General features: G+C 43.8%; 14 protein-coding genes and 1 pseudogene. 6 read left to right on the top strand and 9 right to left on the bottom strand.

Features of this window, described 5'->3' with window-relative positions:
* Positions 1–18 precede the first annotated feature (18 nt).
* The 3 genes from VB714_RS22920 (at position 19) to VB714_RS22910 (ending at position 3857) form a co-directional block, all read left to right on the top strand.
* The gene (locus tag VB714_RS22920) at positions 19–903 is read left to right on the top strand and encodes a phosphate/phosphite/phosphonate ABC transporter substrate-binding protein (RefSeq protein ID WP_323227090.1); all 885 of its coding nucleotides are present in this window, start codon (positions 19–21) and stop codon (positions 901–903) included.
* 45 nt (positions 904–948) lie between these two features.
* Positions 949–1854 carry a phosphate/phosphite/phosphonate ABC transporter substrate-binding protein gene (phnD, locus tag VB714_RS22915; protein WP_323227088.1) on the top strand — a complete coding sequence of 302 codons (906 nt, stop codon included), beginning with the start codon at positions 949–951 and terminating at the stop codon, positions 1852–1854.
* A gap of 167 nt (positions 1855–2021) precedes the next feature.
* Complete coding sequence (locus VB714_RS22910; RefSeq protein ID WP_323227087.1) at positions 2022–3857, top strand: sensor histidine kinase; 1836 nt, start codon at positions 2022–2024, stop codon at positions 3855–3857.
* 110 nt (positions 3858–3967) lie between these two features.
* Here VB714_RS22910 and VB714_RS22905 read toward each other — a convergent pair whose 3' ends face one another.
* The 7 genes and pseudogenes from VB714_RS22905 to VB714_RS22875 all read right to left on the bottom strand — a co-directional run bounded on the left by VB714_RS22905 (position 3968) and on the right by VB714_RS22875 (position 15536).
* Complete coding sequence (locus VB714_RS22905; RefSeq protein ID WP_323227084.1) at positions 3968–5113, bottom strand: FIST signal transduction protein; 1146 nt, start codon at positions 5111–5113, stop codon at positions 3968–3970.
* A gap of 33 nt (positions 5114–5146) precedes the next feature.
* Positions 5147–7267: a PAS domain-containing sensor histidine kinase gene (locus VB714_RS22900; RefSeq protein ID WP_323227083.1), complete on the bottom strand. Its 2121-nt coding sequence runs from the start codon at positions 7265–7267 to the stop codon at positions 5147–5149.
* Between the two features lie 51 nt (positions 7268–7318).
* Positions 7319–8851, bottom strand: a complete 1533-nt coding sequence (locus VB714_RS22895) for an adenylate/guanylate cyclase domain-containing protein (protein ID WP_323227081.1) — start codon at positions 8849–8851, stop codon at positions 7319–7321.
* Positions 8799–10772: a diguanylate cyclase gene (locus tag VB714_RS22890; protein WP_323227079.1), complete on the bottom strand. Its 1974-nt coding sequence runs from the start codon at positions 10770–10772 to the stop codon at positions 8799–8801. The genes VB714_RS22895 and VB714_RS22890 overlap by 53 nt, the downstream gene beginning before the upstream one ends.
* A gap of 56 nt (positions 10773–10828) precedes the next feature.
* Positions 10829–10984, bottom strand: a pseudogene (locus VB714_RS22885) (ATP-binding protein); the annotation flags it as partial.
* A 53-nt stretch (positions 10985–11037) separates the two neighbouring features.
* Positions 11038–15252, bottom strand: a complete 4215-nt coding sequence (locus VB714_RS22880; RefSeq protein ID WP_323227076.1) for a PAS domain S-box protein — start codon at positions 15250–15252, stop codon at positions 11038–11040.
* Between the two features lie 29 nt (positions 15253–15281).
* Positions 15282–15536 (bottom strand): DUF3146 family protein, encoded by a 255-nt coding sequence (locus VB714_RS22875; protein WP_204103019.1) that lies wholly within the window; start codon positions 15534–15536, stop codon positions 15282–15284.
* 69 nt (positions 15537–15605) lie between these two features.
* Between VB714_RS22875 and VB714_RS22870 the strand changes: the two genes are divergently transcribed.
* A complete protein-coding gene (locus VB714_RS22870; protein WP_323227075.1) occupies positions 15606–16820 on the top strand; it encodes an SBBP repeat-containing protein in 1215 nt (404 codons plus the stop codon).
* Positions 16821–17268: 448 nt separating this feature from the next.
* Positions 17269–18213, top strand: a complete 945-nt coding sequence (locus tag VB714_RS22865) for a hypothetical protein (protein WP_323227073.1) — start codon at positions 17269–17271, stop codon at positions 18211–18213.
* A 29-nt stretch (positions 18214–18242) separates the two neighbouring features.
* Here VB714_RS22865 and VB714_RS22860 read toward each other — a convergent pair whose 3' ends face one another.
* Positions 18243–20243 carry an AarF/ABC1/UbiB kinase family protein gene (locus VB714_RS22860; RefSeq protein ID WP_323227071.1) on the bottom strand — a complete coding sequence of 667 codons (2001 nt, stop codon included), beginning with the start codon at positions 20241–20243 and terminating at the stop codon, positions 18243–18245.
* Positions 20244–20574: 331 nt separating this feature from the next.
* Here VB714_RS22860 and VB714_RS22855 point away from each other — a divergent pair, with 331 nt between their 5' ends.
* Positions 20575–20769 carry a hypothetical protein gene (locus tag VB714_RS22855; protein ID WP_323227069.1) on the top strand — a complete coding sequence of 65 codons (195 nt, stop codon included), beginning with the start codon at positions 20575–20577 and terminating at the stop codon, positions 20767–20769.
* A 73-nt stretch (positions 20770–20842) separates the two neighbouring features.
* Here VB714_RS22855 and VB714_RS22850 read toward each other — a convergent pair whose 3' ends face one another.
* Entirely contained in the window at positions 20843–21223 is a 381-nt protein-coding gene (locus VB714_RS22850) for a hypothetical protein (protein ID WP_323227068.1), read from the bottom strand.
* Positions 21224–21356 lie beyond the last annotated feature (133 nt).

Genomic DNA, 21356 nt, shown 5'->3' with positions numbered 1-21356 from the left:
TTTCCCTAATCACAAAACATGAAACGACGTAATTTTTTAATTTATTCTCTCTTATTTACAGCAGGTTGTACCACAGCAACCGAAGGAAATGCTCAAAAAACGAATGTTTCTTTACCCGAAACCCTGCGTTTTGGCGTAACAGATGTAAGAACTTTAGAAGAACTAGAACAAGATTATGAGCCTTTTCGCATGGCACTGGCGGAAATCTTCGAGACAAAGATCGAATTTGTCCCCATTAATAGCCAACTAGCTGCCGCTTCTACCTTGCGATCGGGACAACTCGATCTGGCTTGGGCAGGACCCTCGGAATATGTAGCCATTAAAGCCAGAAGCAAGGCTTTCCCTCTCGTTAGCCTCAATCGTCCCAACTATTACACCACAATTTCCGTGCGAGCAGATAGTGGGATTAAATCTCTTGCGGATTTAAAAGGCAAAAAAATTGATATGGAAGAAGTGGGTGCAAATACGGCTCATCTAGGGGGTATCAAGGTGCTTTTGGACGCAGGTTTAAACCCGAAAACAGACTTTCAAGTTGTCATGTCCGGACAAGAAACAATAGAAGAGTTAAAACAAGGTCGAGTCGATGCTTGGTCAACAGCAGTTCATATTTATCAACAAGCATTGGCCAAAGAAGGGGCATCTGAAGCCGATTATCCCATCATCGCTCGAGGAGAGAATTTTCCGGGGGATATTTTTGTCGTTGCTAGTAAGTTTTCTCCCGAAGTTGTCGAGGAAATGCGATCGCGAATGCTGGCCAATACCGATCGACTTTTGCAAGCCATACAAGACTCAACGCTGGGCAAAAAGTTTAAAGGTGCCACCTTCACCAAAGCTAACGATGTCGATTATGACATGATTCGCGAGGTTTATAAGGCGATCGGACAAGACGAGTATTTGCAGTAGCGATCGCGGCTGCATTTTGTTGAACAACTGGAAGGATAAAAAACCATGAAACGACGTTCTTTTTTTTGCTATTCTGCTCTTTTTCTAGGGAGTTGTTCCTCTAGCGTCCGTAGTTCTACTGGAGGTGCGGAAAATACGCAAGGAAAAAAGGCAGACTTACCCACAACCCTGCACTTTGCCGTCACTGATGCCGAAGGAATCGAAGAACTCCAAAAAGATTACGAGCCTTTTCGAGAAGCCCTCGCCGAGGTTTTGGCTACTAAGGTCGAGTTTTTCCCTGTTGATAGTTTTGTTGCAGCAACTCCAGCCATGTTAACGGGAAAAATCGATTTGGCTTGGGCGGGTCCCTCAGAATACCTCCTCTTGCAGGCTAGAGCCAAGGTCATTCCGGTAGTTTCCCTCAATCGTCCTGATTTTCACGCTGTTATTGCCGTCCGTGGCGATCGCGGCATTAAATCTCTTGCGGATTTAAAAGGGAAAACTGTTGATATGTACAAAATTGGCTCGACAAGTACCCATATTAGCGGAACGAAAATCCTGATAGATGAGGGATTAGAGCCACAAGGCTATTTTAAAACCGTAATGTCGGGCAATCATTCCCTACAAAGTTTAAAAAATGGCGAAGTGGATGCGGTTGTCAGGGCTGCCCATCGCTACAAAGCCATCATCCAAGCCGAAAATCTTTCTGAAAAGGATTATCCCATCATTGCGACAAGCTCTCTTTTACCTGGGGATATTTTTGTCGCCAGCAGCCAACTGGGAGAAACTGTTGTCGCAGCAATGCGATCGCGAATGCTAGAGAATCAAGAGCGCCTCCTACAGGGTATTCTCGCCTCCCCTGGCCTCGCCAGCAAATTCAAGGATTCCTCTTTAATTCCAGTCAATATTGCCGACTACGAGGCGATCCGAGAGGTTTATCGGGCGATCGGACAAGAAAACTTAATTCAGTAAAATAGAGCAGAATTGTTATAACTTCCTAAAGACCGAGCAAACTAAGCGCTATCTTCACGGGTTTTTCACAATTCATTTCTAAGATGGATGACATTTAGCGAACATGGCATCTACAAAAATTTTTTTAACATAACCCCCAATAAAACAGCAATTTCCAAATGAATCTTATGTCTAGCAAATCCGCAGACAGCGATCGCGCCGAACCCTCTTTCTCGCCAAGGGTCAAACAGCCCGTTCGCTCTCTTGACCGGTTCGGTAAAAATTTAAGCATCGCCAAAAAGATCGGCTATGGTTATGCAGTTGCCATTGGTATTGCTGTTTTTGGGGGGGCGATCGGTTTAGTTGCAGGAGATTATTATCACAAACAGGCAGAACAACAATTGCAATGGGCGCAACAGCAGGACGATTTTCTCAATATTCTCGATAATGCCGTTCTGAGTGTTCGCTTTCACCCACAACAATTGGTGACGGTTTTAGAAGATGCCATTTGGTTTGAGTACGAAACCAGCGAATTTTTTAATAATACTGCTCGCGTCCGAGAGATTCTCTCGGAACTGATGGCATTTGTTGAGGCTCATCCCAATAGTATTTCTGTCTCGGCCAAGGAGTTTTTAGATCTACAACAAGGCTACATCGCTGCGATCGATTCCTATGAAACAAAAATGCAGGCTCTGTGGGAAAGCATTGACCCCCTCAATTTAAAACCGGAAGATATTCCCGCCGCCCGACAGCAGGTTATCGAAGAGATCTCCGGACCCAAAGCCCTTGATATTCGCTTACAATTCGAGCATTTGAGTGAGGAGTTACTTCGCATCAGACAAGCTGCCCAAAAAGAAAAGGAAGTCGCGATCGTCAGGCAAATGAACGCCGATCGCCTGCGTTTGGGGATAGTTCTCAGTAGCTTGGGTTTTGCGGTGGCGATCGCGGCCTTACTTGCATGGCGTACCAGTCGCGCGATCGCCCGTCCCCTCGAAGCCGTCACGGAAGTTGCCCGAGAAGTGACCAAGAACTCTAATTTTGACCTCCGCGCCCCCATTATGACCAAAGATGAGGTGGGCATCTTAGCAGATTCTCTTAATCAGTTAATCGCTTGGACGGGAGAATATACTCACGAGTTAGAATTTGCCCGAGAAACCCTAGAACAACGGGTTGAAAAACGCACCCAAGAACTTCAGCAAACCCTTAGCAATCTCAAGCAAACCCAAGCACAACTGATTCAAACGGAAAAAATGTCCAGTTTGGGGCAAATGGTGGCGGGAGTTGCTCACGAAATTAACAATCCTGTTAGTTTTATTCATGGTAATCTCGCTCATGTCGATCGCTACGTGCAGGATTTATTTCAGTTACTCGAACTTTATCAGCAACAATCTCCCCAACATACTCCCGAAATCGCAGAATTGATCGAAGAGATCGATCTGGAATTCTTGCGATCGGATATGCCCGAGATTCTCAAATCTATGCGAATGGGTAGCAATCGCATTAAAGAAATTGTTTTATCCTTGCGAAACTTCTCTCGTTTGGACGAAGCGGACATGAAAGAAGCGGATCTCCATTCCGGTATCGATAATACCTTAACGATTCTCAGCAATCGTCTCAAACAAGGGGTAGAAGTCGTGAAAAATTATAACGATCTTCCCCTTGTTTTCTGTTATCCCGCCCAACTCAATCAAGTGTTTATGAATCTTATCGCGAATGCTTTAGATGCTCTGTTTGAAGCCGAGACGAAATGCAAACAACTCATTATTACAACAGAAAAAATAGCGGGCGATCGCGTCAGTATTAAAATTCGCGATAATGGTCCCGGTATTCCCGACAAAATCAGAGAAAAACTCTTCGATCCCTTTTTTACCACTAAACCCATCGGCAAAGGAACGGGTTTAGGATTAACAATCTGTTACCAAATTATTGAAAAACACCAGGGCATCATTGAAGTAGATTCACAACCCGGAGAAGGAACAGAATTCACGATCGTTCTCCCCCTTAAAAGCACGGCAAACCCGTAGGGGTTTGGTCTCCAAACCCTCCCCAAACCCTCTCCAAACCCTCCCCAAACCCTCCCCAAACCCCCCCCAAACCCTCTCCAAACCCTCCCCATTTTAAGTATGACAGACCCCTAGTCTTCTCGTAAAGTAGTAATCGTCATCGTTTGATTGTGTAGTTCGCAGCGTACTCCCTCTTCAAAAGGTGAAATTTCTCCATAAGAATAAAAACCAGTCAAAATAGTTTTATCTCCCATCACTTCTCGAACCCCTTCAACCTCCTCTTCAATGCGTTGTTTGAGAACTAATTTCCGTCCCACGCAACTAATTAAAATAGCCAGATCCGGTGCTGTTGAACCATTTACCCCATAGCTTTTTTCGGCTGCTTCGATCGCCCCATCCACGAGGCGATCGAAATTAGCCTTCATCAAACGAACTGTACTTCCTTCCGGGACATCTCCCGCAAAAGTCATGCTTTGTTTTGCTTCATCAACCCCCAAAATTGTACGAACTACGGGCATATCTTTCGATTCAATTCGCAAACTTAAAGGGAACAAAAGACCGCTTGCAGGCAGTTCTTTGGCAAAGGCTCCCAAATACTGTTTGTAGAGTCCTAATGCCGATTTACCATCCAATTTATAGAGAATATTCCCTTCAGAATGAGTAACTATTCGTTCGGGTCCAAAAGGATCCCATCCCCCCCAAGAACCGTAACCAACTTTTAAATGTTTTCCGTATAATCCTAACGCAACGACTGCATCAGAATGGGGGCGATCGCGCCAAAGGACTGATGTTTCTTGAAAGTTTGCTCCATCCCCAGATAGTCCCCCAGTAACGGTGACACCTTTAGGAAGATGTTGAGTAATTCCCCGAACTAAATCGCTGCCATTAATTTTAATGCCTTCAGAGAGTAAAAATACATGAACTAATCCATCTGACTCGAGAGATCGAGCAAGTTTTTCGCCAATCTCAAAACTATTGTTAACATCAAGAAGATTAACGCAAGTTCCTTTAATTTGGGTGCGTTCAAATTCAACTGCTGTAACAACTAGAGCTTCATCAGAAACTTCGGTATCGTAAATTTCTCCAGCCGTAGAGCAGCCAAGTAAATAGGCATTAGGATAAGCTGTTTTTATAATATCTAAGAGTTCTTGTTTAGCGAGGAGAAGGCGATCGCCAAAAATAAGAACTAATTGTACAGTTTCTCCCCATTGAGTAGGTTCGAGAGGCTTAGACTCCCATCCCATTTCTTCACTCCAGCGTCGTTGTTCGATTTTCATGGTTTTATCTCCTTATGATTTATTGGAAATGATTTATTGAAATAATTTATTGATGGTGGGTACGCGATCGCCATTTACAGATTCTACAATCTCGACGATCCTTTCAACCTGGAAATTTTCTGCCCAATTGTTGAAAATTTGTACAATTTGTAATTGAGAATCTTCAATTTCTGCGAGCAATATTTTAATAATTTCGGTATCCGCTTCTAGAGCAGCTTGGTAGAGACTATGCACCAATGCCATCGGTAACGCTTGCAGTTCTTCGAGCATTTGTTGTTTCTGTTCGTCGGTGCAATCGCGATCGACGACCTCCTTTGATTCTACATCAGCAGTCAAGTTTTCGTAAATATAGCGCACTCCCGAATATTGTGCCATTTTATCAAAAATAATGGCTTCTTTAAAGGGTTTGCGGACAAAATCATTGCATCCTGCGGCAATAACAATATCGCGATCTTCTTCAAAAGCACTCGCTGTAATGGCAACAATAGGAACAGGTAATAAAGCTAACTGAGATATATTTTCCTCCTCTCCTCTTATTCTTTTTTCTCTTTCTTCTCTCATTCTTTTTCCCCCCTCTTTTTTGCGAATTAATTTTGTTGCTTCATATCCATTCATAACAGGCATTTCCATATCCATCCAAATAAAGTGAGGTTGCCATTCTTCCCAAATTTCTACGCCTTCTTTACCATTTTCAGCAATGCGAACTTCAAAACCAACAGAGATGAGAAGTTTTGAGAGGAGTTGACTATTTTCGGGTCGATCTTCCACTACAAGTACACGATAAATAGGTTGATCTGGAGCAAGGGCGATCGCACGTTTGGTTTCGATCGCTTTGGGGAGAAGTTCTGGGGCTGTAAGCTGCACGGGTATATTAATAATAAAGGTCGTTCCTTCTCCAACAATACTGCGAACAGAAATATCGCCTCCCATCAGTTCTACAAATTGTTTGCTAATGGGTAGTCCCAAACCCGTCCCTTCTCGATCGCTACGATTCATTTTACTTTGTACGAAGGCTTGAAAGAGTTCTTCTATTTCTTCGGGGGGAATACCTCTGCCACTATCGCTAATTTCAAAAGTTAAATTTATTGTTTGTTGTTTATTGCGATCTGTTACTTCATTGGTCACAAATAATTGGTCTGTAATTGATGACCAAGGAGACTGTCGAACTCTTAGGGTAACGCCACCTTGTTCTGTGAATTTAATGGCATTACCTAATAAATTAATCAAGACTTGACGTAATTTTCCTTCATCGGTTTTCACCGATCGCGGCAGTTCAGGATCGAGGTTAAATAATAATTTTAATCCCTTCGTTGCTGCTTTCATTTGCAACATGGAAGAAATATTCTTGAGAAGTTCGATGAGATCGAATACATTTTCCATTAATACCGTGCGTCCGGCTTCAATTTTGGATAAATCTAAAACATCATTAATTAAAGAGAGTAAGTGTTCGCCACTGCCATTGATAATATTAAGATAATCTTTTTGTTCGTTACTTAAAGAAGCATCGCGGGTCATGAGTTGGCTGAAACCGAGAATGGCATTGAGAGGAGTGCGAAGTTCGTGGCTCATTTTTGCCAAAAATTGACTTTTGGCAATGTTGGCCGCATCTGCTTGTTCTTTGGCTTCTTTGAGGGCTTCTTCGACTTGTTTGCGGCTAGTAATGTTGCGGATAATGGCGATCGCTTGGTTATTGGTCAGTCGCAGTAAACGCACTTCATAGTAATATTGTTTCCCTTCAAGCGTTAAAGAGTGTTCGATGCTAACAATAGGCTGCGTTTTCTGAAGGCGATCGAGGGCTAACTCAAATTTTTGAGCTACTTCTTTCGGGAGAAAATCTTGCAGATATTTGCCAATGGGTTCGACAAGAGGAACGTAAATATCTTCGTTGGTGTGACCGGGTTTATAATCTAAAATTGTGCCATCGCGATCGAGACGTAAAAAGAGATCGGGAATAGCTGCCCGCATTTGTGTATTGACCTCGAGCAGTTCTTTAGAACTCAATTCCATGCTACGTTCGAGCATAAGACGATCCGCATCGGATTGTTCGTAAGCGTCAGCGATCGCCTTGATAAATTTTTGCAGATGAGGGGGAATTTCCTCAGAATTTTCAATGCCGAGATATCGTTTAAGCTGACGTTTTAACAATCGGTGCATTTTTTCAATAAACAATTATCAATAAACAATTATCAATGATTAATCAGAGTATTATTTTTTACCAATTAACCAATAGGTTGTCATTTCTCCTTTACCTTTGATAGATATTCGTCCCCGTTTTTCTAGCATATACTTTTCCTTTAACAATTGCGCGGCTTTTTCAGTTAATTGGATTTTTTCTGGTTCTCCTTGGGACTCCATACGAGAGGCTATATTAACAGTATCGCCCCAAAGATCGTAAATAAACTTTTTAATGCCAATTACTCCAGCAACAACAATACCCGTGGCAATGCCAATGCGAAGTTGAAAGGGTTTTCCCTGAGAAATTGAAAATGCGGCGATCGCCTCTTGCATATCTAAAGCCATCTCTGCAATGGCTTCAAGAGAATCTTCTCGCGGGATGGGCAAACCCCCCGCTACCATATAAGCATCGCCGATAGTCTTGATTTTTTCCACTTGATGCTTTTCTGCCAGGCGATCGAAGCGAGAAAAAATATCATTGAGGAGGCTCACTAATTCCAAAGGCTGCAGTTGAGTCGATAAGTGAGTAAAATCAACGAGATCGGCAAAAAGAATCGCCGCCTTCGGGTACTGCTCTGCCAGGGTTCCTCGCCCTTCTTTGAGTTGAGTGGCAATGGTTTCTGGGAGAATATTGAGGAGAAGGCGATCGGATTTATTTTTTTCTCGACGCAAAGAATCTTCTGCTCTAATGCGATCGCTGACATCGCTTTGCACGCCGACAAAATGAGTGAGAATACCGCGATCGTCAAAAATAGGAGAGATGGTTAATTCATTCCAAAAAGGTCTACCATTTTTGTGATGGTTGCGAAGAATCACCGTGCAGGATTGTTGGGATTTAATCGCCCTACGAAGGTCATGGAGGGCAGGTTGTTGGGTTTCTTTTCCTTGCAGAAAGCGACAGTTTGCCCCCAAAACTTCCGCCGCCGAATAGCCTGTGATGCGTTCAAAAGCTGGGTTAACATAAATGAGAGGCATATCGGGGAGGGTGGCATCGGCGATAACAATGCCGACGGTACTGGCTTCGATGGCGCGATCGCGTAATTTGACAGCCTCCCGGACAGCATTTCGGTAATCATCCGAACCCAGCCAGTGGGTTTCGGTGACATCTCGGGCGATCCCATAACAAACTCCATCGCGAAAGGGGGACCAACGCCACGCCAGCCAGCGATAATTGCCATTTTGACAGCGAAAACGATGCTTGTATTGGCGGGGGACATTTTGAGGATTTTGCTGGCTTTGCTGCTCCAATTCCCAAGTAATTTCGGCATCATCGGGATGAATAAAATTTAGCCAAGGCCGCGATCGCAACTCCTCCAAACTCCAGCCTAATATTTGCGTCCAGACCTGATTTAATTGCTGAAAATAACCGTTGCGATCGCGAGTACAGAGTAAATCTGGGCAAAGGTCAAAAAAGGCTTGCAAGTTGTCATTAGGGTTGAAAGCGGCCATTGAGAGTTGAGAGTTGAGAGTTGAGAGTTGAGCGTTAATAATTGATGACCCATTACCCATTTTACGACTCCACGCGATCGCGTCCGGAAGCCTTGGCTCGATAGAGGGCTGCATCTGCGGTACCGATCAGGTTTTCTAAAGTTTCTTGTTTGTGAGGAAACTGACTGGCTACACCCGAAGAAATGGTAAGATAAGGAAAAGTAGATAAGGGAGAGCGATCGATCCGTAATGCTCGCACCTGTTCTTGAATCCGACGAGCAATTTTAACTGCACCCTCAAGAGAAGTATTGGGCAAAATCACCGCAAATTCTTCTCCCCCATAACGAGCGGCTAAATCTGAGGAGCGTTGGCTGCCAGAGCGAATAGCCTTAGCAACGGCTTTTAAACATTCATCTCCCTTTTGATGGCCGTAGGTGTCATTGTAGCGCTTGAAAAAGTCAATATCCGCTAGAATCAACGAAAGAGGAGCGCGATCGCGCCGCATTCGCTGCCATTCTTGGTTGAGAACTTCATCAAACCGCCGTCGGTTGGCTAGTCCTGTCAAACCGTCTAAATTGGCGAGATTCTTTAACTCACAATTAGCCACCTCGAGTTTAGCCAGCAATTCCCCCTGTTGCACGGCGATCGCCACTTGAGTCGCGAGGGAAGAAAGAACTTCTAATTCTCCCTCCTGCCATTCTCGTACAGCCTCGCATTGATGAACGACGATCGCCCCCCAAAGCCCATAAGAACTGGAATCTTGAGGAAGATGATTCTTAAAAATTGGTACGATACATTGAGAACGAACTTGCCATTGCTGTAAAAAGTTACCTAAAGAAGAAGAAATATTATTTTCTATATTCTCTATATTTTTTGTTGTCGCGTCGGCGATCGCATGAGGGAGTGACTTGCTCTTACTTTCCCACTCTGCCGCGATATTCAGAAGCCATCCATCGGCGATCGTTACTCCTTCTAAGGACGGCCAGGGAGTAGAAACCGATTCTACCACGACTCGATAGGTGCGATCGCTTTCTTGACGGCAAATCGCCACCCGATCGGTTTGCAAAAATTGCTGAATTTCCCTCACGGTTTGCTGGAGAATTTCTGCTACATCCAAAGATTGGCGAATGCGCTGGGCAATAGTTCTCAAAAGACGTTCTCGTTCTGCTTGTACCCAAAGGGCTGCTTCTGCTTGTTGACGTTCGGTAATATCGACAGATACCCCCAATATCCAGCAATTTTTCCCATCAGGAGAAGCAAAGGCGGTTTTTGTGGTTTGAAACCAGCGAACTGCTTGAGTTTGGCGATCGAAAATCGGTTCTGTGGTAATGTTTGTGGTAACAAGAGCCGCATTGATTTGACTAGATTCCTTCGTAGCTATCTCTCCTTGAGCGTCTTGTAACGCTTGTTGGCGATCGCTCTGAAAATCCGCTTCGCTTTTCCCGACTAAATTCTCCACCGTTGTATCGTACAATTTAGCGAGAGCGCAATTTGCCAGAGTAAATTTTCCCTGCTCGTCTTTAACATAAATTAAATTGGGATTGGCATCGATCGCCAGGTGCAAAAATTCCTGTTGCTTTTTTAAAGCCATTTCAACTTTTTTCCGTTCTTCTATTTCTTGTTGTAAACAGGTATTTTTTGCCTCTAGCTGTTGTCGTTGTCGAACTAAAATAAGTTGATGTTCAACCCGCGCTAAAACTTCTTCAATATAAAAAGGTTTGCTAATATAGTCTGCTCCACCCAATTTAAAGGCTTTAACGCGATCTATCGGTTTGTCTTTGGCACTGAGAAAAATAATGGGAATATCTCGGGTTACTGGATCTGCCTTCAGGTGTTGACACACCTGATAGCCGTCCATTTTGGGCATCATGATATCGAGGAGAATTAAATCAGGAGGATCGTAACCAATGGCTTGTAATGCTTGTTTCCCCGTAATAGTTTGCCGAACCTCATAGCCTTGTCCGGTCAGCATTTCAAACAACAAGCGTACATTTTCTGGAATATCGTCAATGACTAAAATATCCCCTTTTTGATTAGATTTGACATGACTTTCCATTTTTATAAGAGAAGAGAAGAAAGGAAAAAATACGAGTCTGATTTTCTTTCTTTTCCTCAACGATTAGTTACTCTTTCATTATCCACTTTTTGTTGGGGGATCGTAAAGTAAAACGTTGAACCGAGACAAGGTTGAGAATCCAGCCAAATCCGACCACCGTGGGCTTCTACGATTTTTTGACAAATTGCTAACCCGATCCCTGTTCCAGAATATTGTTTTTGAAGGAGGAATCCCACCTTTTTAGCGAAGCGGAAAGGTGGGAGCGTCAATCATTGCCCAATTTCTCTTTGTCCGTATCCTCGAGTTCCGTTAATTCGATGATACGCTCAAAATCGAGATTATCGACAAGGGAGAGCAGCGATCGCCTCAAGTCAGACCAATCTTCAGGGAATTGTTCAATTCTCTCGCATAATTGTCGCCCTCGAGCGCAGAGGGCAAGTTGGTGAAGTTGCGATCGCTCTTCTACTGAGAGTTGTTGTAAATCTTTACGGGTTAATTGTATGGGTGGGGCTGACTGAGCAAAAGAGGCGATCGGTGTTGTTTGATAACGATAATGTACGCCTAAGTGTTTGGCAATAGTCTCGAGCAAATCGTTTTCTGCAAAGGGTTTGACGATCAAATCGTCACATCCCGCCGCTAAAATAGAAGGACGTTGGGACTCGAAAGCGCTGGCAGTGAGGGCGATAATGGGAACTCGAGAGTTGAGAGTTGAAGTTCCTTTTTCTCTTCTCTTTTTCTCTTGTAAGCGAATGGCTTGAGTCGCTTCGTAACCATCCATAACGGGCATTTGCATATCCATCAAAATTAAATGGGGTTGCCATTCCTGCCAAAGGGCGATCGCATCTTGTCCGTTGGTGACTTCCTGGAGTGTAAACCCGATCGCCCCCAACAAGTCTCGCAATAAGCGGCGATTTGTCCAGCGATCTTCGACAATGAGAAGACGATAAGTTTCCTCAGATTCAAGTCCAATAATGCGGCGATCGCTTAAGTTAGATAAGACATCTTTCTCATCAGCAATAGGGCAAACAATGGAGAAAGAAAAGGTAGAACCTTGCCCGAGGCGACTTTGCACTTCGATCTCTCCCCCCAGCAAGCGGACAAAATGGCGGCTAATTGTCAACCCTAAACCCGTTCCTTCTGTTAGTTTTTGACGGGAATTTGTTTGCACGAAGGCATTAAATAAAGTATCGATTTCTTCTGGTGCAATTCCCACTCCTGTATCTTCAATTTCAAAGTGAAGGGTGATTTCTTCTTGACTTCCCACTCCCGATGCCCTAACTCTGAGAATAATATGACCGCGTTCGGTAAATTTAATAGCATTACCGACCAAATTAATGAGAGTTGAGCGCAATTTTTGGCGATCGCTGGTAATAAATTGCGGCAGATCCGCAGGGCGATAGAAAGTTAAAGACAAACCTTTCGATTCTGCTTTCAGATGCAACATAGATTGCAGATTATCGAGGAGTTCAAAAAGATCGAAACCTTCGCGATCGCAAGAAGTGCGCCCCGCTTCGATTTTTGATAAATCCAAAATATCATTAATTAGAGAAAGTAAGTGTTCTCCAGAACGATTGATAATATCTAAATATTCTTGCTCTTTACTGTTTAAGTGAGTGTCTCTCGTCATTATTTGCGTAAAACCAAGGATGGCATTGAGGGGAGTGCGAAGTTCGTGGCTCATATTGGCTAAAAATTCGCTCTTGGCACGATTGGCCGCATCGGCAGCTTCTTTGGCTTCTTGTAATTGCAGTTGAACTTGTTGCTCTTGTGCCAATTTATCCGAGAGTTGGCGATATAATTCGGCTTGTTGGATGGCGATCGCCACTTGTACGGCTAATTGTTCGAGTAGAGTGATTTCCCAAGGCTGCCATTGACGCACGGTTTGACATTGGTGAACGATGAGTAAGCCCCACGCATCACTTTGTTGGAGAATGGGAACAACAAGGGAAGATTTTACGCCCAGCGATCGCAAATAATCTCGCAAGCAATCCGGTATATCATCATCAAGGGGCGAGAGGATTCTGGCCTCACCGTTAGCGTAATGGCAATGGCAATCGCGAGGGGGAATTTCGTCTGGGATTTCTAGCCCTAAAAGCAGCTCTTCTCCTTCAATAACGGCTTCGTGGGAAATAATGCCCTTATTATTGGGATAATAGCGGAAAATGAGAACGCGATCGCTTTGCAGGAGTTGTCGAACTTCTCGGGTAGTCGTGTTGAGAATATCGTCGAGATGTAAAGATTGTCTAACATGACGAGCAATTCGCTTTAACAGGCGATCGCGTTCCATTTGTTGTTTCAGATTTTCTTCTGCTTTCTTGCGATCGGTAATTTCGGTCGCGGCACCGGTCAAGCCGATAATGCGTCCGGATCGATAGCGCAAAGGCTCTAGGGTCGTGTCGTAATAGATAACCTTGTCTCCAGAGAACACCGATGTTTCTACGCGAGTTCCCTTGCCGCTTGTAATGACTTCCTGTTTGATTTGATTGAGATGTCGTGCTGTTTCGCGATCGAAGACATCTTCATCCCGCTTGCCGATAAAATCTTCGGATTTGAAGGGAGCGAGGGCATTGTAAACCCAAGTGTAACGAAGGTCGGTATCTTGGTGAAAAACGACGATAGGAGAGGTTTGCAGGACAATGCGAAAGCGTTCCTCACTTTCTTGCAATTCGATTTCGGCGAGTTTGCGCTTGACGATTTCTTGTTGTAATTTCCCGATCGCCCCTCCTAAATCTCGAGTTTGCTGTTCGACGGTAATGCCCAATTCTGCATTGGCTTTTTGCAAGGCTTCTTCTGCTTGTTTGCGTTCGCTATTATCGAAGGAAATACCCACAATCCCGATTAATTCTCCTGTTTCGTTATAAATAGGAGAATCCATAATCATCGCCGGAAATTCCCTCCCGTCTCGTCTCCTCACTCTAAATTCTCCAGACCAGCTTTCTCCTCGATACAAACTATCCATAATTTCTCCGGCCTGTTTTTGAGTCGTATCGGAGGGAGTAACATCCATGATATTGCGTCCCATCACTTCCTCAGATAACCAACCATAAAGGGTTTGCGCCCCTCGATTCCAATAAGTAATTGTCCCGGCCAGATCCGTGGCAATAATGGCGTGTTCTACCATATCGAGCAAACGAGCTTGAAAATAAAGTGTCGCTTGCACCTGTTTTCGTTCTTGGATTTCTTGTTGCAGTTGTTGGTTAGCTGAGAGGAGTTCATTGGTGCGTTTTTCTACCAATTCTTCCAGATGTTCGCGATATTCTTTTAACTGAGCTTCGGCTTTCTTGCGATCGCTAATATCGACAGCAACACCAAGAATCTCTTGGGGTTGACCGTCAGCATCCCTCGAGAAAATAATATCGCGACTGTAAAGCCAACGCCATTGGCCGTTTTTATTGTGAATGCGGTATTCAGTTTTAATCACATCGCCATCTTTCGCCGTCTGAAAATGTTGTAAACGCTGGGGTAACAGTTCCAGATCCTCAGGGTGAAGAATTTGCGAAAAGCAGCAATCGCCCATTTCTTGAATTTCTTTGCCCGAGTAGCCTAATAAGCTGCGATCGCCGTTCAAATAAACATTTTTATTGGTAACGAGGTCGTAAATATAAAGCAAACTGGGGCTAGTCTTGGCAACGCGCTCGATAAAATATTGACTTCTTTGTAATTGTTCTTCTGCCCGTTGGCGATCGCTGATATCCCGCAAAATAGTCGTAAAAATCTTCTCTCCATCAATCTCTAACATAGAAATGGAGGCTTCGGCGGGAAATTCCTCTCCATTTTTACGGCGACCGATAATTTTACTCCGCTCTCCCATTTTCCTGGCTTTACTGGTACCCTGGGAAAACTGACCAATGTGATGCTGATGTGAGTTTGTAAAGCGATCGGGTAACAGAATACTCAGAGGACAACCTAAGATTTCCTCTTGGGTATAGCCAAAAATTTTCTCTGCACCACAATTAAAGACGGTAATTTTTTGTTGGGTATTGATGGAGATAATGGCATCATCGGCAATGGCTAAAATTCCCGATAATTGCGATCGCGAGGCTTCTAAGTCTATTTCCCCGCCCTTGCGAAAGGTATTTTCGATATGTTGGTATTTAGCTAGTTTTTCAGTGAGGGTTTGATTAGTGCGTTGCAAGCAGTGACGTTCCCAGAGCGATCGCAAGGCGCGATCGACAAAAGCGAGGTTCAGTTGCGATCGCAGCCAATAATCGGCAATCCCCGTTTCCCAAGCGCTAATTCCCACTTCTGGGGTATCGATGAGGAAAATAACAGGGCTGGGATGACACCGTTTTACAAGGGCAGAGAGGCTATCTCTAGGGACGGCAAGGATAACGATCGCGAAATTGCGATCGAAAAGACCTGGAGGCGTTTTTTCCCAACTCAACTCGAAATTCGGCAGGCGATCGCAGAGACTGGCAAGTTGTTGATGGTCTGCCACTCTCTCGGAAATGAGCAACACTTTGAGTTTATCTCGTTCCATTCCCGCTCCTAAGATCCCTTTCCTCTATATTATAATTTCGCTCTGACGGTAAACTGATAATTTCCTCCAGGTTCGAGTTGATAGTCACAGCGTTCGAGAAAACGGTTCAGGGGTTCGAGAATCAAAGCACGTCCCAAAGAAGGATGCACAATTAATTTTCCCTGACGAAAGCGCCATTGAAATTGCCATTCATAGGAAGCAGCTTGGACTTCTCCTTCGATCTGTCCCTGATACCAAGATTGTTGGGTGATACGGACGTAGGCAGTGGTTTCTGGAAAACTCATTTATCAAGGAACGGCGATCGATGAAATAATAGATTATATTCTACGCAAAATTCTAAAGAGAACTGAATAATGAGTAATGTAACAGTGGAATGGATCGAACAATTGGGGACGGCAGGAGAAGATGATGCTTACGATCTTGCGATTGACTCATCGGGTAATATTTACGTTACAGGTTATACATCTGGCGCTTTGGAAGGAGAAAATAAAGGGGGGAATGATGCTTGGATTGCAAAGTATACTCCGACAGGTCAGCAGCTTTGGTTGACGCAGTTAGGAACTGTGGGAGAAGATGAATCCAATGGCATTGCGATCGCGCCAGATAATAGCGTTTATCTTTTAGGCTACACTTATAATCTTAATCAGGAAGAGAGTCTCGATCGCGAAGAGAGTCAAATTGCCCAGACTTGGCTGGCAAAATATAGTCCGGAAGGGCAGCAAGAATGGCTCAAATCTTTAACAGAAATCCATCCCCAAATTCCCAATAGTATCGGGATCGATCGCCAAGGTAATATTTACATCACGGGCTATACTGTCCCGGCAGAGGGAGACTGGGAAGCATGGTTAGCCAAGTACGATGAGACAGGAGTGCGGCTGTGGTGGACTCCTTTGGGGAAATATCACGAAGAAGCAGCGACAACTTTGGCGATCGGCGAGGAGGTCAGTCCTCAAACAGGACGAACTTATATTAATGTTTATGTGGCGGGGAATACTTCTATGCCGATGACGGGACAAGGGGAAATATCCCATACTTGGATCGCCCGCTATAGTGGCGAAGGAATCCAAAAATGGATTGTCCCTTTGGGGAGTGCGGAAAACACGGGATGTAATGATATTGCCATCGATCCTCAAGGAAATATTTATCTGGTGGGCTATACCGAAGGAACAATGGGTGAGAAAAATGCGGGTGGCAAAGATGCTTGGGTGGCAAAGTATAATAGTTCTGGCATTCAGCAATGGGTCAAACAGCTTGGTAGTAGCGATGATGAGGAGTCTACAGGGGTGGCGATCGATCGCGAAGGAAATATCTATCTAGCGGGTTTTACTTTTGGGGACATGGAAGGCACTAATGCAGGTGAGTCTGATGCTTGGGTGGCAAAATACTCTCCCGATGGCAGTCAAGATTGGATTAAGCAGATCGGCACTCCTGGGGAGGATGGTTGCAATGCGATCGCTTTGGATGCTCACAATAATATTTATATTACTGGTTATACCGATGGCGCAATGGATGGGGATAATGCCGGACATTACGATGCTTGGCTTGCGAAGTTAATAGTTGATAGTTAGTAGTTGATAGTTGATAGTTGATAGTTGATAGTTGATAAGCTGTTCAGCATCTAAACGACATCATCAAGAATCCCAGAAACCGGGTAGTGCGAGCATCTTGCTCGCTAGAGATACGTCCTTTAAATGCGTCTTAGCTTAGTTAGTAGTTGATAGTTGATAGTTGATAGTTGATAGTTGATAGTTGATAGTTGATAGTTGATAGTTGATAGTTGATAGTTAGTAGTTGATAGTTAGTAGTTGATAGTTGATAGTTAGTAGTTGATAGTTGATAGTTAGTAGTTGATAGTTGATAGTTAGTAGTTGATAGTTGATGGGTATGATAGTTGATAGTTGATAGCTTAAGACGGAAGCAGCTAGGGAGCGAGACGCTCCCACTACTGTATTCTGTTGCTATGGTAGTGCGGGCATCTTGCCCGCTAATGCGTAAGTTCTATATGTTGAGAGCGAAATGTCCGATCCTTCCTCCGTTAAACTCGATACGATCGCCCGTTTATTGCGATCGCTGTTGCGTTTGCCTTCGGTTTGGTTAAAACCAATGCTATTGTTGGCATTTTTAAGTTTATTTGAGATCGGTTGGACGGGAGAGAATGGGTTTATTTTTAATTTTGGGGTACAAGGTACCACGGTTTTGATTTTAACGGCGATCTGGATTCCCGCAGGGATCAAACTGTTTGCTTTGGTGGGTGGGCGCATTGATACTCCCAGTGGTGTATTTAGTTCTCGCGGCATTGAGGGCATTTTACAGACAGTGACTCCGGAAACTTGCGATGAGGCTTTAGGGGCGCTAAAAGTGGTATTAGAAGATGCGGAAGAAACAGCACCCTATCGTCAACGCGGACAATTGCGAGAGATTCGCGAACAACTCACAGAGGAGTATGGCGATCGCGTTTCCCCAGAACGGGCGCGACAGGATTTGGCTAAATTGGCCGATCGCTATCAAACTCTACAGGAAGAGTATCCCTCGGGGACGCGGCGGAATTTCTTGTTTGAGGCGGTGGCGGGAGGGATGCGAGCTTTAGTGAGTTCGGCGAATTTATCGGAGTCGGAAATCCTCGCTCACTTACAGTCTCAACATCAAGGACAGCGTTTGGTGGGCTTATCTTGTTTGGCGAAGATGCAGGCAACCGAGGCTTATTTTTCCGCAGTTTTGGCGGCGATCGCCTCTCCAGATTCGGCTTTTGAGCAAATGAATGCTTTGCGAGTTGTAGAAGCGATGCTACCCCATTTACCCCCACAGCAGAAACAACGTCTTAAACGGGCGATCGAACAACAGCGCGATTATGATGAGAGCAAGTATCAGTGGATTAAGCGAGGTTCGGAGCGCTGGATGATTTGCGATCGCCTTCTCCCAGAACTTAATAAACCTTCTTTTTCTTCTTCACCTGAGTCCTAGATAATCTAAGATTGGCGATCGCATTGCGTTTAACTTGCAGAGGGCAGACTTTTGGGCGCATTCCAATCAACAGAATCCCGGCGATCGCAATCCGTTTCCAACAGTATATTACGAATCAGTCGCGCGGCAACTTTTTGAACTAATCCATTAGCAATTTGCTGTCCTAGTTCTTGTGTCTCCGACTTGGATAAAATTTTGGGAACAAATGCTAAAAATGTCATGGGATCGAAGCCTCGCGTTTCTTGCAAAATCTGCCAAATATTCTGAATATGAGCAAGATTGTTTTGGGAAATATTGTGTAAATCTGCGGGCATTTTTTCCGTACTCATCCCGATTCTTTGACGCAAAATAGTTGAAAAATTAAACAGAGTTTTTCGGCTGTAAAGATCGATCGCCTGTACGATTTCCTCTACCAGTTTAATGCGGATAAAATCACCGCGTTCTGAAAAAATGAAATCTAAGGCTTGACTAACGGCAAACTCGAAATCATAATCTTGAGAGTCGCGAGCATTGCGTAAGAGATTTTCTAAACGATTCCAGCGAAAACTTCCCTCTTTAAATAATAAATCCCGCAAGGATGCTCGCAATTCTTCAGAAGGATCGGTTAACAATCGTTTGGCAATATAAGGATAGGCCTTACTCAATACTTTAAAGTTTGGATCGACCCCGATCGCAATGCCTTCTAATGTCACCAAAGAGCGAATAATGAGCGCATAATAAGCCGGAACGCGAAAAGGAAATTCATACATCATCTCCGACATTTGATCGGTAATACTTTTGAAATTGAGTTCCGCAACACTTGCTCCCAAAGCATTACCAAAAACATTCTCTAAAGCCGGAACAATGGGTCTTAAATCCGTATCTTCCGATAAAAATTCTAACTTAACGTAATCTTCAGCCAAAGATTCAAAATCTCGATTGACCAAATGTACCACCGCTTCAATTAACCCATAACGCTGATAAGGTTCAATGCGGCTCATCATGCCAAAATCTAGATAAGCTAATTTACCATCTCGCGTGGCTAACAAATTTCCGGGGTGAGGATCTGCATGAAAAAAACCATGTTCGAGAAGTTGTCTTAAGGAACAGCCAACCCCCACTTCTACTAAGTGGGTTGCATCAATTCCTCGTGCTTGAATTTCTTCTAAATTGGTTAATTTTGTGCCTTCAATCCATTCCATTGTTAGGACGCGCCGCCCTGTATAATTCCAATAGATCTTCGGGATGTAAATTTCCGGCAAATATCCGTATAATTCAGCAAATAACTCAGCGTTTCGTCCCTCAAGTTCGTAATCCATTTCTTCAAAAATCCGCCCCGCAAACTCATCTGCAATTCCTACGACATCGCTGCGAAGGCGTTTGATATTTTTCTTTGCCCAAATTGCCAAACTTCGCATAATATAAATATCGAGAGAAATATTGCCAATTAAGTCCGGACGTTGAACTTTAATGGCGACGGTTTCTCCGGTTTTCAATTTGCCTTTATAAACTTGTCCGAGGGATGCTGCTGCGACGGGTTGAGGACTAAATTCAGCATAAATATATTCTGGGCGATCGCCGAGTTCTTCTTCAATAAATTGATAAGCCTGTTCGTTAGGGAAGGGAGGTAATTGATCTTGTAATTGTGACAACTCTTGCATATATACCGCAGAGATCAAGTCAGGTCGCGTTGAAAGTGCTTGTCCCACTTTGATGTAAGTCGGTCCAAGACGAGTAATAATCTTCCGTAGTTGCGTGGCGCGATTTCTCTCATTGCGGGCAATATTTCCCCAGAATTTATCCCACCACAGCCCAAAAATAAAAGAGAGAAAGCACCAGAAAATATTGAAAATGCGCCCGATAACAGAGAAGGGACGCTTTTGGTAGTAGGCCATAATGAAGTCTGGGTCATAACGACCGATTTCAAAGGCTGAGAGGCTTTCTGAGTTGAGATGCTTGGGGCTGGTTTCTCTCGTGTTAATGGCGATCGTTTCCTCTGGGGTTAAGGAGGAGGCGCGATCGCGCTTTAGTGGTGCTGCGGTTGGGGACATGGGGACAATAGTAAAAAGGAAAAAATGCTTAATTTTTTGGCATTCTCTCAATTATAAAGTATTGTAACGATTTATTGCTTTCTTCGGCGATCGCCCACAACGAGATCGCCGAAGAAAGCAGCATTTTTTGCGATCGCGCTATAGAAATAGCAAAATATAATTGATTTTCGTTCGCGGTTTATAAGCAATCTCAACTCGACTAGCAAAAATTCGTTCGATTTTGGCCTCGCAAAATCAGTGATTTAGATCACTATATTAACTTACAAGAGATCACTTTCGCGATCGCAAATTCAGCAGAATATAAAGGTAATTCAAATTGGTAATAAAAACCGTGAATACCACTAGAGTGATTCGCTGTCTAGTTGAAAAAGCCCTTTATATTAGACGCTTAACCCCCGACATCGAAAATCAAATTAATGCAGAACTGACACGCTTAGGTCATATTTCTGATGTGGATTACGAAGCATTAGAATTGCTGATGTATGAAATGGATGCAGGACGGATTCAGCTTGTTTCTAATCCTTAGTTCAATTTGCAGGCAATATTACAACTAGCAATACATAATTAATATGTCTAGCCAAAAACAAAGTATATTTTAATTACTGTTCCTCCTTACTGGCAATCTGTTCCTTTTGCCAAACTTGTTGAATAAAATGATTGAATCGCGATCGCACAGTTTGAGGATTTTCTGAGGACTCGAATTGAGAAGATTCTAGGGCAGTCAGAAAAGGAATGACTTCTGTATCGAAAGCAGGCGAAAATGCCTGAATCGGCCAAACTAAATCAGAAGCCGATCGCAGGCTGTAAACTTGAGGAGAAACTGAATATATATCTACGGCTAAGAATAAGGGACGAACCCAACACTTATGCCGTTCGGGGATTTCTTGAATCACTTCTGCATAAAGACAACTGTTTTGATGTGCTAAGGAAACAATTTGATGGGATTTAAAGCAGGAAGAAGAAGAAACATTATCTAGCATTTATTTTATAATATCAAATCCGGTTAATGGGTATAACAAGCGGGCAAGATGCCCGCACTACTGTAATTATTGAATATTATCGTAGTGGGAGCGTCTCGCTCCCTAGATTTTTAATGATAGTATTCATGCGGAT

Source organism: Spirulina sp. 06S082, from assembly GCF_034932145.1.
Taxonomy (GTDB): domain Bacteria; phylum Cyanobacteriota; class Cyanobacteriia; order Cyanobacteriales; family Spirulinaceae; genus CCY15215.
Note: the sequence above shows the minus strand (reverse complement) of the source record. Positions and strands in the feature narration are given on the sequence as shown.